At 70.5% G+C, this 14,429-nt stretch carries 3 protein-coding genes; all 3 read right to left on the bottom strand.

Features of this window, described 5'->3' with window-relative positions:
• Positions 1 to 79: 79 nt before the first annotated feature.
• From AB0M36_RS14750 to AB0M36_RS14740, 3 genes are read right to left on the bottom strand one after another with little or no spacing between them, the layout of a single operon-like run.
• Positions 80 to 907, bottom strand: coding sequence for an ABC transporter permease (locus tag AB0M36_RS14750; protein WP_364156961.1), 828 nt, complete (start codon positions 905 to 907; stop codon positions 80 to 82).
• Positions 904 to 8,067 (bottom strand): amino acid adenylation domain-containing protein, encoded by a 7,164-nt coding sequence (locus AB0M36_RS14745; RefSeq protein ID WP_364156958.1) that lies wholly within the window; start codon positions 8,065 to 8,067, stop codon positions 904 to 906. Before AB0M36_RS14745 ends, AB0M36_RS14750 begins: the two co-directional genes overlap by 4 nt.
• Complete coding sequence (locus AB0M36_RS14740) at positions 8,067 to 14,423, bottom strand: amino acid adenylation domain-containing protein (protein ID WP_364156955.1); 6,357 nt, start codon at positions 14,421 to 14,423, stop codon at positions 8,067 to 8,069. Before AB0M36_RS14740 ends, AB0M36_RS14745 begins: the two co-directional genes overlap by 1 nt.
• Positions 14,424 to 14,429 lie beyond the last annotated feature (6 nt).

Genomic DNA, 14,429 nt, shown 5'->3' with positions numbered 1-14,429 from the left:
CCTTCGACCTGAATAAGTATGGTCAGGGGTGGATGCGCGCAGCAGTAGTCCTACTACCACAACTGCCACCCCCGGCCGTTCAGGAAGCCGAGCGGCGGAATCGGCGCAGGCTCGCCCACACAGCGGCGACGAGAAGAGTGCCGACAGCCACGAGAGCGACCAGTCCCGGATGCTGGGGGACGAAACCCTCACCGGACGGTTCGGACAGACCCCACAGCTGGCGGCACCAGGTCGCGGTGGCGCTCGTCGGATTCCATTCCACGAACGGCTGGATCCATTGCGGCATGGCCTGCGCCGGGAACACCGCGTTCGACAGGAACGAGAAGACCACGAGCACGAGCGCGCCGATGGAATCGATGGACTCCAGATTGCGGACGGTCTGCCCGAGGAGAATGCCGACCCAGACCATCGCGTGCACGAACACGATGACCGTCAGGAAACCGAGACCGATCTCCCAGGGGTCACCGTGGGGCCGCCAACCCAGGGCGAGTCCCACGAGGCTGACCAGCACCACCCCGACGATCCCGGTGACGGTGTCGCTGAGTGAGTGGCCGACCGTCACCGCCGCCCTAGAGATCGGCAGCGAGCGGAACCTGTCCATCATGCCGAGCTTGAGGTCCATGGCGACGCTGATCGCGGTGGGCCCGATGCTCGCGAGTCCCACCTGGAGGAGCACTCCGGCCATCAGATAGTCGATGTACCTGCCGGAGGAGGGCGTGGCGATGGCGTTCTCGAAGAGGTAGCCGACCGCCAGCAGCAGGACGAGCGGGTTCATCACCACCCCGACGAGCCGCCCCGGCGTCCGCCTCAGGTGGCTCAGCCGTCGCCTCGCCAGCGCGAAGGTCTCGACGAAGAACGCGCTCTGTTCGGCGGCCGCCACCGGACGGGTCTGGGTCTGTGTGCTCATCGATCCATGTCCTTCTGGCGGAGCTGGTCCAGCTCCGCGGCTAGTAGAGCACCGATCCGGGCCTGCGGGCCCGGGTGCATCATCGCCTCATGGGTGCAGGCGATGTCGAAGCGGCGGACCACGCCGTGCACATGTGGCTCCCACCGCTTCACTTTGGCCGAGACGTTCTCCGGCTCGTCGTCTCCGGTGGCCGCGAAGAGGTGCATCGTACCGACGAACTTCCGCGGCTCGAATGACGCGACCGTTCTGGCATGCGCGCTCATCAGTTCGACCAGTCGCGATGCCTGCTCGGCGCCGAGTTCGGCGAGCGGATTGGCGTCCTCGGCGAGCCGCCGCACCACCCGCGCCACGGTCACCTCGCCACCGGAAAACTCCGAACGCGCGTAACCGAGGTATTCGCCCATGCGGCCGGTCAACTCGACCTCGTCCGGCACCGGCCCGTCGACCTCGGCGTCATGGGGATAGCTGTCGAGGTTGGCCAGGAAACCGACCTGCTCGTCGTCCTGTTGCAGCCGGACCGCGATCTGGTGCGCGAGCAACCCGCCATAGGACCAACCCATCAGGTGGTACGGCCCCCTCGGCTGGATCCGCCGGATGTGGGCCAGGTATTCGTCCGCGAGGTCCGCCAGACTCTCCGGCAGCCCGGCCCCCGGAAGCTGGTAGGGCGACTGCAGGCCGTAGAGCGGCCGGTCCGGTCCGAGATGCGCGGCGAGCCCCAGGTAGGGCAGGCTCAATCCCATGCCGCCGTGCAGGCAGAACAGGGGTGCGAGCGTGCCCTGCGTCCGGATCGGCAGCAGCACCGCGAACGGGTCGGTGAGACGTCGCGTCGAAAGATCCTCGGCGATCCAGGTGGCCGGGCTCTGCGCGGACCGCTGGTCGGAGCCGACACTCTCGGCCAACTTCGCAGCGGTACGCGCGGTGAAGACATCCGCCACGGTGAAGCGCAGACCAGCTCGGCCGGCGCTCGCGACAAGCTGCACCGACCTGATGCTGTTGCCGCCGATGTCGAAGAAGTCATCCTCGGCGCCGACCGTCGGCACTCCCAGGACCTCCGCGAACACCTCGCACAGCACCTCTTCGTGGGGTGTGGCCGGCGGCCTGCTCCCGACGGCCGCGATCCGACGCGGAGCGGGCAGGGCGGCCTTGTCCACCTTCCCGTTGATGGTCATCGGCAGGGCCGCGAGGGTCACGAAGTCGTCGGGGACCATGTAGTCCGGCACGGACTGCCGCAACCGCCGGCGCAGCTCGGTCACGTCGGGATCGTCGTCGCCCGCCGCCACCAGGTATGCGACGAGTCGCTTGACGCCGGCCTCGTCCTCGCGGACGACCACCACCGCCGAGGAGAGCCCGGTCGCCGCCCGCACCGCGCTCTCGATCTCGCCCGGCTCGATCCGGTAGCCGCGGATCTTCACCTGATCGTCCGACCGGCCGAGGTAGTCGAGGCTGCCGTCCGGCAGCCAGCGCACCACATCGCCCGTGCGGTACATCCGCGATCCGGGCGGGCCGGCGGGATCCGCGACGAATCGTTGCGCGGTCAGCCCCGTGCGGTTGAGGTAGCCGTGGGCCAGGCCGCTGCCGCCCACGTAGAGCTCGCCCGGGACGCCGACCGGCACGGGCATGAGCATCTCGTCGAGCACCCGCACGTGGTGGCCGGCGACCGGGCGACCGATCGGCGGGCGGCCGTCACCGTGCAGCGGGTCGCTCACCGTCACGCAGACGGTCGCCTCCGTCGGCCCGTACGCGTTGACCATGCGGTGTTGTGCGGACCATCGCGCGACGACCTCGCCGGGGCAGGCCTCGCCGGCCACCGCCAGCACGAAGTCCTCCGGCAGCCGCACGCCCTCGGGCATGGCGGCGAGGACCGCGGGCGGCAGCACGGCGAGATTGACCCGGTGCCGGTGGATGAAGTCCGCCAGCGCCTCGCCCACCCTGCAGTCACTCGGCGCCAGCACCATCGTGCCGCCGCTGAACAGCGAGACGCACATCTCCCAGAAGGACGCGTCGAATCCGAACGAGGCGAACTGCAACGCCCGCGTCTGTGCGCCGACCTGGAACCGGGCCCGGTGGTCGGCGGCCAGCTCGACACCGCTGGCATGCGCGACGACGACGCCCTTCGGCCGTCCGGTGGAACCGGAGGTGTAGATGACATAGGCCGGATCGTCGGGCCGCAGCGGCCTCTGCCGCTCGTCGTCACCCAGGTCGACATCCGGATGCGCGGCGATGGCGGCCGCCACGGTCGCATCGTCGAGCAGCAGGATCGGCGGCAGATTCGGAGACCGGGGCATCGTCTCGTTCGTGGCGATCACCATCATCGGCCGGGCGTCGGCGAAGAGGAAGGCGATGCGCTCGTCGGGGTTGGCCGCGTCCACCGGCAGGTACGCCGCGCCGGCCTTCAGGACGGCCAGGCTCGCCACCACCACGTCCGCGGTGCGCGGCAACGCCAGCGCGATCAGCTGGTCGGGTCCGGCGCCCCGAGCGATCAGTTCCCGGGCGAGCCGGTTGGCCCGGCGATCCAGCTCGGCATAGCTGAGCCGCTCGTCGCCGGCGATCAGAGCGGGCAGCGCCTCGTGATCGTCGACCTGCCGGCGGAACAACGCGACCAGGTCCGGGGCCGGCGGCGAGGGACGTTCGGCGGCGGAGCTCCAGTCCCGGACGAGCCGGACTCTTTCGGCCGGCTCGAGAACCTCGAGGTCCGCGACCCGGGCCGCCGGGTTCGCGACCATGGCCTGCAGCACGCGTACGAACCGTTGGGCAAGCTGCTGAACGGAGGCGGGCCGCCACAGGTCCCGGCTGAACTCCACCACGCCGTCCATGCCGGCGGCCCCCGGCTGGTCCAGCCGTTCGTGCAGTTCGAAGGAGAGATCGAACTTCGCCGACGAGCTCTCCACGGCGTCGAGGTCGACCCGGACATCCGGGATCCGCACCGTGGGCCGGCGCATGTTCTGCAGGATCAGCATCACCTGACAGAGCGGCGCCCTGGACAGCGAGCGCACCGGTTTGACGGCTTCCACCACGCTTTCGAAGGGCACGTCGGCATGCGCGAACGCCGCGAGGTCGGTTTCCCGGACCCGGTGCAGAAGCTCGCGGACGGTCGGGTTTCCGCCGGTGTCCGTCCGAAGGACCAGGGTGTTGACGAAGAAGCCGACCAGTCCCTCCAGGGCCTGGTCATGCCGCCCGGCGACCGCGGTGCCCAGCGGGATGTCGCTGCCCGCGCCCAGCTTGCTCAGGGTCGTCGCGAGTGCGGCCTGCGTCAGCATGAACACCGTGACGCCGCACTCGCGAGCCACGGCGACCATGGCGGCGTGCAGCTCCGCCGGCACCTCGAAATGGACCTGACCGCCCGCGTACGTGGTGACGGCGGGCCGGGTCAGGTCTGTCGGCAGCTCCAGTTCCTCCGGCAGGCCCGCCAGGGTCCGCGTCCAGTAGGCCAACTGGGCGGCGGCGATGCTGTCCGGTGCGTCGGCGCGTCCGAGCAAGGTGTGTTGCCAGAGCGCGTAGTCGGCGTACTGCACCGGCAGTGGCGTGAACTCCGGGGACCGGTCGTCAAGGCGCGCCTCGTACGCCGCCGCGAGGTCGGCCATGAGCGGACCGACGGACCACCCGTCGCAGGCGATGTGGTGAAGGACCAGCGTCAGGACGTACCGATCCGCGTCCCGTACGTACAACCGGGCCCGGAAAGGCACTTCCGTGACGAGATCGAACCCTCGCTGGGCCTCGGCCGCGATGAGAGCCTCGCCGCGCTCGTCATCCGCGACCTCGATCACCTGTAGTGCCGGGCCGTCGCGCAGAATGCGCTGGAACGGCTCAGGTTCCGCTTCGGGGAAGAGCGTGCGGAGAATCTCGTGGCGTTCCGTCACGTCGGCGACAGCGGCGGTGAGTGCGGCTACGTCGAGCGCGCCTCGCAGTCGCACGACCATGGGCATGTTGTAGGTGCCGCCGGCGGGGTCCAGCCGATTCAGGAACCACAACCGTCGTTGCGCGGGAGACAACGGCACCGGGTCCGGACGGGATGCCGGGGCCAGTGACGGGCGGGCCGGGCCGTTGCCGCGCAGCTGGACGGCGAGCTGGCGGGCGGTCGGTTGCTCGAACAGCGCCCGCATCGGCAGCTCGACGCCGAAGGCGGAGCGGACCAGGCTGACCAGCCGGACCGCCGCCAGGGAGTGTCCGCCGATCGCGAAGAAGTCGTCGTCGACGCCCACCTCGTCGAGTTCCAGCACCTCCGCGACGAGCTGACAGACGATCTCCTCGGCCGGCGACCCCGGTGGACGTTCCTCGCTCGAGGTGACCACGGGGTCCGGTAGCACCTTGTAGTCGATCTTCCCGCTGGGAGTCAGCGAGAACGTGGGCACCGTCATGATCACCGTTGGCTGCATGTACTCCGGCAGCGCGGCCGCCAGCTGCGTCCGCAGCTCCCCCACGATCGATTCCTCGGCGGCGCCGGACGCCACCTCCACATAGGCCGCGAGCCACACATCGGTGGCCGCCCGGGTGCGTGCGACGACCGCCGCCCTCACCACGGCCGGGTGCTGGGTCAGCGCCGACTCGATCTCGCCCAGCTCGATCCGGTGGCCACGAATCTTCAGCTGGCGGTCCACCCGCCCGAGGCATTGCAGTTGGCCGTCGGCCGCCCAGTAGGCCAGGTCGCCGGTGCGGTACATCCTGCTGCCGGCGGGGCCGAACGGATTCGCGACGAAACGTTCGGCCGTCAGCCCGGGCCGCCTGACATAGCCGCGGGCCAGACCCGCACCGGCGAGGTAGAGCTCGCCGGCGATGCCGGGTGGTTGCGGGCGCAGCGATCCGTCCAGGACGTAGACCTGGGTGTTGGCGATCGGGACACCGATGGGCGGCTGGCCGGGACGGGCCGGGTCCAGCCGACCCACGGTGGAGTAGATGGTGGTCTCGGTGGGTCCGTAGAGGTTGACCACGTCGACGGCGCTGGCGGCGAGCTCGGCGCCCAGCGTGGCGCTCAGCGGCTCACCTCCCGACAACGCCCGCACACCGTTCAGGGCGGAGCTGTGCGTGGACACGATGCTCTGCCAGTGGCTCGGCGTCGCCTCCATCATGGTGGCCCCGCTGGCCACCAGCGCGTCGGTCAACGCGTCCGGATCCCTGGTCGTCGCCGAGCCGGCCAGCACGAGCGTCGCACCCGCGATGAGCGGCACGAAGATCTCCATCAACGCGATGTCGAACCCGAACGTCGTCACCGAGAACATCCGGTCCTCGGGTGTGACGTCCAGCCGGCGCCGGATGTCGAGCACGAAGTTGGTGACGGCGCCGTAGGTCACGACCACGCCCTTCGGCCTGCCGGTCGATCCGGAGGTGAAGATGACGTAGGCCGGACGGTCGGCGGCGTACGGGTCCGGTGGCAGCTCCGGCTCGGTGGCCGGCATTGTCTCCAGCGCCTGTGCGCACTCGGGTGTGTCCACCAGGATTCGCGGCGCTTCGGTCGTCGGCAGCCTCGCGGACACGTCGCCGGTCGTGACGAGGACGCTGATGTCGGCGTCTTCGAACATGACGTTCAGCCGCTCCGCCGGATGTCCGGGATCGAGCGCCACGAACGCCGCGCCGGCCTTGAGCACCGCCATCGCGGCGATGATGAGCTCCGAGCGGCGCGGAAGGGCGATCGCCACCATGGACTCCGGTCCGGCACCGTAGCCGCGCAGCAGGTGGCTGAAGCGGTTGACCCGCGCGTGCAGCTCCCGGCCGGTCAGCACCGCGTCGTCGCAGATCAGCGCCACGTCGTCGGGCCTGCCCAACGCCGCGACGGTCAACAGCCGGGGCAACAGTTCCTTCGGCCACGCCACCTCTGTGGCGTTCGCCTCGACCACGACGGCGTCGAACTCGCCGGGTAGGAGCAGGTCCAGCGCGGCGAGCGGCCGATCGGCCGCCGCCGGAAGCGCGCCGAGCAGGCGGCCGGTCAGCTCGAGGACCCGGCGCGCGGCGTCCGCGTCCAGCGCGTCCGGCCGGTACCGCACCTCCAGCTCCAACTCGCGTCCCGGGACGACGGTCAGCTGCAACGGGTACTCCGTCGCGTTACGGACCTCCATGCGTCGCAGCGTGAGCCCGGGGAGCGATCGGTCGACGGCGGTCGCGTCCAGCGGGTAGTTCTGGAACGCCAGCACCGTGTCGAACAGGCCGGTCACCCCGACGGCGCGTTGCACCTCCGCCAGTCCAAGATGGCGGTGCGCCAGCGTCGCGCTCTGCTCCCGCTGGATCTCGGTCAGGGCCTGGACGACGGTCAGCGCCGGATCCAGGCGGACCCGCACCGGCACCGTGTTGGCGAACATTCCGATCGTCCGCTCGATGCCCGGCAGCTCCGCGGGTCGGCCCGCGTCGATCGCGCCGAACACGACATCGGTCTGTCCGGACAGCTGCCCGAGGACGATCGCCCAGGCCAACTGCACGAGGTTGTTGAGCGTGACCTGCCGGCCGCGGGCGAACGCGAGCAGATTCTGGGTGTTCTCCGCCGACAGCGACGCACGCTCCACCAAGGGGACGGTCACCGGGGCCAGGTCCGCGGTCACCACCCGGGTCGGCTCGTCGACGCCGGCCAGTGACTCGCGCCATGCCCGCGCGGCGAGGTCCGGATCCTGGCGACCCAACCACCCGAGGTAGTCACGGTAGGTCGTCTCGACCGGGCCCGGCCTGTCGCCGCCCGCGTATCCGGAGAACAACTCGGTGAGCAGGATCGGCATGGACCAGCCGTCGACGAGGATGTGGTGCACCGTCAGCAGGAACCGGTAGCGGGCGTCGCCGGTGCGGATGAGCGTGGCACGCAGCAGCGGAGGCCGGGTCATGTCGAAACCGGCGGTGCGGTCGGCGTCGGTCAGTCGGGCCAGCTCAGCCGCCTGGATCTCGTCGGTGAGATCGCTGAGATCGGCGTCCACCCAGGGCACCCGCACCTGGGCGGGCACCACCTGAACCGGATCGCCGGACCGAGCCGTGCGGAAACACGCGCGGAGGTTGGCATGCCGGTCCAGCAGTTCGGCGAGCGAACCCCGCAGCTTGTCCCGGTCCACCGCGCCGACGAAATCGGCCACGAATTGCAGGACGTAGACGTCCGCGGCCTCGCCCACGCGCTGTGCGTGAAAGAGCAGACCCTGTTGCAGCGGCGACAGGGGAAGGAACTCACTCCGACGATTTCGGGTCTCGGTACTCATCAGATCTCCAGATCGAACTCGAGCTCGGCCATTTCGTCGGCGGAGAGCGTGACGAGCGTCGCGGGCGCCGTCACCGGCGCGGAGTCGGTCACCGCCGTGGCGATCGCGGCCAGACCCGCCGGGGTACGCGCGGTGAAGACGCACTGCGGGGTGATGACGATGCCGAGTAGCCGCGCCTGAGCGACAACCTGGATCGACGCGATGGAGTCACCGCCGAGCGCGAAGAAATTGTCGTGTGGTCCGGCTTCGGCCAGGCCCAGGACGGAGGCGAACACCGTGCACAGATCCCGCACCACGCGACCGGCCGGAGTCGCGACGTCGATCGCGGGCGACGGGTTCTCCCGCGTCGTCGGGGTCGCTCGGGACCACGGTGTCCCATCGACGATTTCGCTCACCGGCGTGGACGCGTGCGTCGCGGCGACCGCTGCCAACAGCTCGACGAAGCGAGCGCTGAGCGCCTCGACCCGGTCGCGGTCCAGCAGCTCGGCAGCGAAGTCGAAGCGCAGCTCCAGCCGCGGTCCCGGCTGGACGACGAGGCTCAGGGGGTAGTGGCGGGCGTCCCGGACGTCCGCGCCCTCGATGCGAAGCGTCGCTGACAGCGCTTCGCCGGTGTCGACCGTGGGCATGTTCTCGACGACCACGGCGGTGTCGAACGGTTCACCGAGACCGGCGAGCGCCGCGTTGCCGCGCACCATCTCCGTGATCCCCAGATAGTCGTGCGAACGCAGCGCCGACTGTTCCTCCTGGAGGCGAGCGAGGAAGGACCAGACGGTTTCGGCGGCTGTCAACGCGACCCGGACGGGCAGGGTGTTGAGGAACATGCCGACGATGTTCTCGGCGTCCACGAGCCCGGACGGCCGGGTGGAGACGGTGCAGCCGAACAGGACGTCGGAGCCGCCGACCTGCTCTGCCAGCAGCAGAGCCCAGCAGGCTTGAATCAGGGTGCCGAGGGTGAGGTCCCGGTTCGCCGCGAAGTCCGCGACGGCGGTGCTGACTTCCGCCGTCAGCTTTCGGCGTACCGTCTCGGGGAGCCCGGCCCCGCGCCGCGCGTCGACCGGCGTCAGGAAGGTCGGTCCGGCCACGCCGCTCAGTGCGGCGTCCCAGGCGGCGCGGGCGGCGTCGCGGTCCTGCTCGGCGAGGAACCGCAGGTAGTCGGAGAACGGGGGCGCGGCGGGCAGCGCGGACCCACCCCTGGCTCCGTCGTACAACGCCATCAACTCACGCACCAGGATCGGCATCGACCAGCCGTCCATCAGGATGTGGTGCAGTGTCCAGATGAGATGGTGACGGTCGTCGCCGAGGGCGGCCAGCGTCAAGCGCATCAGGCCCGGCTCGGAGAGGTCGAAGCGGGAGGTCCGATCGGCGCGGGCGAGCCCCGCCACCTCGGCGCGTTGCCCCTCGGGCCGCCACCCGCGAAGGTCAACGTCCCGCCACGCTACCGAGTCGAAGTCGTAGACCAAGGACACGGGCGATTCGGTGGCCCGGATCCGGAAGGTGCTCCGCAGCGCCGGATGCCGGCGTACCAGTTCACGGAGCGCCGCCGAGAGAGCCTTCCGGTTCAGCGGCCCGACGAGGTCTGCCTCGATCTGCAGCTGGTAGAAGTCCGGCTCATCGGTGGCGAACTCGGCCTGGAACAGCATGCCCCGCTGAATCGCGGTCAGCGACAGCACGTCGGACAGGGCGTCGCCGCGCTCCGCGCTTTCGGCCTCCCACCGCTCGATTTCCTCCTGGCCCACGGAAACCAGCGGAAAGTCGGACGGAGTGTGTCCGCCGAAGGCCTCGGCACGCCCGTGCTCGACCAACGCACCCAACACCCGGAACCACGCGGCGGCCAGGTCGGCGGCCTCGACATCGTCCATCGCGCCCGGCGCCCAGAGCCAGTCCGCGACCAGGTGCGGCCCGTCCGCACGGTCCTCGGTGACCGGAGTGACCGCGATGACATGTCGCAGCGGCATGTCATCGCGCACCCCGGTGCCGATCGCCGTGCCGAGACCCGGCGCCCAGTCGCCCATGCCCTCGACGGTGACGATGCGGCCGAGATAGTTGAATCCGATCTCGGGCACCGATCCGGCCAGCAGCGGAGCCGTACGCGGATTCGAATACCGCAACAGGCCGTAGCCCAGACCCCGGTCCGGTACGGCGTGCACCTGCTCCTTGACGCGCTTCACCACGCCCGCCAGGCTCGAACCTTCGTCGTGGTCGACCACGCCGGGGTCGAGACGAAGCGGGAACACACTGGTGAACCAGCCGACGGTTCGCGACAGGTCGAGCTCGCGGCGCAGGTACTCCCGACCGTGCCCCTCCAGCTCGACGACCATCTCACCGGCTCGTCCGGTGGCCCGCCGCCACTCGGCCACCGCCAGGGCGAGCCCGGCGAGCAGCACGTCGTTGATTTCCGCGTGGAAGCGGGTCGGCACCACGGTGAGCAGCGCCGCGGTCGACTCGCTGTCGAGCTCCAGTCGCAGCCGGCCCGCCGTGCCGTACGTGTCGATCCGCGGATCGAGGGGACGCCGGCCGATCCGCGAGTCGTCGCGCTGAGCTCGCCAGAACTCCAGCTCGCCGAGCCGATCGGCCGAGGTGGCGTCCACCGCCAGCGCCTGCGACCAGGCCCGGTACGACGTCGGCACGGCCTCGAGCCGGGGTGTCCGGCCAGCGGCCACGGCGTTCCAGGCCTGCTCGAGATCGGTGAGCAGAATGCGCCAGGAGACGCCGTCGACCGCCAGGTGGTGGACGACGAGCAGCAGCCAGCCGTTTGTGTCCGTACCCCCGTCAAGGAATACGCCCCGAAGCACCGTGCCGTTGCGCGGATCCAGTCGGGTCCGGGCCTGTTCCAGGTTCCGGTCGACGAGCTGCCGCAGCTCGGCGGGGTCCAGACCCGCGCCCAACTCCACCCGGGTGACGAGCGGGGTGGCTCCCGCAGGGGCGGCGCACAGGGTCCACAGGTCCGGCGCCGGCGTGTCGACCCGCAGCCGAAGCATGTCGTGCCGGTCCAGCAGCGCCCGCAACGCCACGGTGAGTCGCTCCAGATCGGCGCCGACCGGCGTGCGGACAACCACGTGCTGGCTGTATTCCTCGACCGACCCGGTGAACGCGGGATGGTCCTCCCACAGTTGAGCCGCGATGGGAAGCAGGCCGATCTCGCCGGATCCTTGCACCACGGCGGAGCTCGCGGGGGCGATGTCGACACCGGTCGCGATCGCGACCGCCGCGATGCGGGCCGGCGTCTTGGCGGCGAAGACGTCTCGCGCCGTGATGACGACGCCCCGCCGCCGCGCCCGACTGACCACCTGAATCGCGCTGATGGAGTCGCCGCCGAGGGCGAAGAAGCTGTCGTCGACCGCCACGCTGTCCAGCTGAAGGACCTGGGCGAACGCTTCGCACAGCAGCTCGCGCACCCGGGTTGTCCCGGCCCCGCCGGATTCCGCCGGCGCCGCGTCCCTGACCGGCGGATTCCCGGAGGCCGTGGAGAGGGCGCCCGCCGCGGGCGGGAGCGGCTTCAGCGCCGCCCGGTCCACCTTTCCGTGTGCCGTCAGCGGCAGGGCGGTGAGCGGCACCCAGGTGCTCGGCACCATGTAATCGGGAAGGACGGCGCTCAGCGCGGCGCGTACGCCGGCGAGGTCCACCTCGGCCGTCACCAGGTACGCCGCCAGCCGGGTCGCGCCCCGCTCAGTCACCGCGGTCACCGCCACATCGCTGACCTGCGGAAGCGCCCTGATCGCCGCCTCGATCTCCCCCAGTTCGATGCGGTGGCCCCGCACCTTGACCTGGTGGTCGCGTCGTTCGACAAACTCAAGCTGCCCGTCCTCGCGCCGCACCACCCGGTCCCCGGTCCGGTACATGCGCGTGCCCGGCGCGGCTCCCGGCTCCGCGTACGGGTCGGGAACGAACGAGAGCGCGGTCTTGACCGCGTCTCCGAGGTAGCCGTGCCCCACCCCGGCACCACCCACGTACAGCTCGCCGATGGTGTTGACCGGCATCGGTCGCAGGTCGTCGCCGAGCACGTACAGCCGGGTGTTGCGCACGGGATAGCCGATCGGCACTCGTCCGTCGAGCCGATCGCCCGCCCGGATCAGCGCGTGTGTCACGTCGTCGGAGCACTCGGTCGGCCCGTACGCGTTGATGATCGGCACTGACCGGTGATAGTCGAACCACCGTTCGCACAGGTCGGCCGGCATCGCCTCGCCGGTGACCATGAGGTATCGCAGCGGCGGGTCCACCTCGGGAACGGGCAGTCCCGCGTCCCACAGATCGAGCCCGGCACGCAGCAGTGACGGCACGACCTCCAGGACGGTGATGCGCTCCGCGCGCACCATCGCGAACAGCGCCTCGGGGTCGGCCGCCCGCCGGCGGGTGACGACCCGCACCCGGCCGCCGACGATGAGCGGCGCGAGCATCTGCCAGACGGAGACGTCGAAGGTCACCGGTGCGTTCTGCACCACGTGATCGGCGGCGTCCAGCGTCAGATCCTCCACCTTGGCCAGCAGGTGGTTGACCAGGCCGCCGCGATGCACCATCGCGCCCTTGGGGCGCCCGGTGGAGCCGGAAGTGAAGATGACATAGGCGACGTCCCGGGAGCGGCCGCGCACCGCGAAGAGCTCGGTCGGTCGATCGGCCGCTGCGACGAGGGACAGGACGCGCGGCGGTGCCTCGCACAGGTCCGCGACCTGCTCGGCGAGGGCGACGTACTCCGGACCGACCAGCAGGACATCGACCTGCGCGTCCGCGACCATCGCGGCCGTACGGGCAAGCGGCGCGTCGACGTCCAGAGGGATCCACGCGGCTCCCGCTCCCAGCGCGCCGAGCACACCCGCGACGAAGCCACAGCCGGGAGCGTCCAGGACCGCGGCCACCGATCCCGGCTCGAGACGCCGGGAGATCGCGCTCGCCGTGCCGACCAGTTCCTCATAGGTCAGGGTCCGGTCATCGTCGCTGACGGCCACCGACTCGGGTCGCTCTCGCGCGAAGCGTCGTACCCGCTCCACCACCCCGATGTACGGCTCGGCTTCGACGTGTCCCTGCCAGCGCTCGAGTTGCTCCGCCTCCGGCCGGGTCACCAGGTCGATCCGGCCGAGCGGTGTCGTCGGCTCGGCGCCGGCGAACGCCTCGAGGAAACCCGTGAACCGGGCCAGGTGGTCGGTCAGCTCCCGATCCGAGTACCGACCCGGATTGCCGTTGAGGTGGATCTCGACCGCCTCGTCGTCGCCGTCGAGCACGGTGACCATGAGGTCATCGACAACACCGGTGGAGAGGTTGTGCAGGGTGGCGGTGGCGTCGCCGAGCACCATCGCCGGACTCTGCGGCAGCACGTTGATGTACGGGCCGAACGACATGCGCTCGTCGCTGCGGACACCGAGGTCCTGACGGATCCGGTCGGCACGGTAACGCTGGTGTTTGAGGATCCGCAGCAGCGTCCGGGAAACCTGTTGCCGCAATTCCCCCACGCTCATGGAGGGCGTCGCGGTGATCCGCAGGGGAAGGTAGTTGGCGACCATCCCGGGCACCGACCGGGTCTGCGCCCCGACCCGCGCGGTGACCGGCAGGGTGAGCACGATGTCGGTGCGGCCGGCGACCCGACCCATGTACGCCGCCGTGGCGGCGATGACCAGCGCCGGCCAGGTCACGTTCGAGGACACCGCCGAGGCGCGCAGCCGTCGAGCGGCGGCACCGCTCACCGTGTGGCTGCGGCGCAGAAATCCGATGGCCGGCGTCGCCGGTCGCGCGGCGAGCGACAGCGGCTGCGGTGGTGGTGTGAGTTCCTTACGCCAGAATTCACGGTCGCGTTCCACCGCCGCTGACCGCGAGTACGACTCCTCCGCGTCCAGCAACACCCGCAGGGGCCGCAGCGGTTCGCCGACCGTCCCGGCGCCCGCGGACGCCGCGAAGAGCTCGGCGAGCCGCCGATACAGGGCGACCCGACTGAACCCGTCGCACACGAGGTGATGCATGGCCAGATAGCAGAGGTCGCGGGTCGCGTCGATCTTGAACAGGATCATGCGGAACAGCGGCGAGTCCGAGATGTCGAACCGCTGCAGCAGGTCGTCCCACATGGCCCGGATCGCCTCGTCGACCGCCCCGGCACGACCCCGCAGGTCGACGATCCGCAGGGGCAGGGTGGTCACCGGCTCGATCAGCACCACCGGCGCGTCGTCGGTGAGAACGAACCTGGACCGGGAACACTCCGCCTCCTCGAAGAGCCGGGTCATCGCCTGAACGAGGTGCCCCGGGTCGACGGATCCGCGGATGTCGAGATAGTCGGCCATGTTATGGGCGGGACCACGGTCGGAGAGCATCTCGTCGAACCAGATATCGGTCTGGCCGGCGGTCAGCGGCAGTGGTGCGGGCGAGGCAGAGGTCATGTCGTA

The sequence above is a fragment of the Actinoplanes sp. NPDC051346 genome (assembly GCF_040682215.1).
Lineage (GTDB): Bacteria > Actinomycetota > Actinomycetes > Mycobacteriales > Micromonosporaceae > Actinoplanes.
The sequence above is the reverse complement of the archived record's forward strand: the minus strand, read 5'-3'. Positions and strand labels throughout refer to the sequence as shown.

What these genes read in the sequence shown, in the direction of transcription:
- AB0M36_RS14750 (WP_364156961.1), bottom strand. Translation starts at nt 907, where the DNA reads ATGAGCACACAGACCCAGACCCGTCCGGTGGCGGCCGCCGAACAGAGC.
- AB0M36_RS14745 (WP_364156958.1), bottom strand. Translation starts at nt 8,067, where the DNA reads ATGAGTACCGAGACCCGAAATCGTCGGAGTGAGTTCCTTCCCCTGTCG.
- AB0M36_RS14740 (WP_364156955.1), bottom strand. Translation starts at nt 14,423, where the DNA reads ATGACCTCTGCCTCGCCCGCACCACTGCCGCTGACCGCCGGCCAGACC.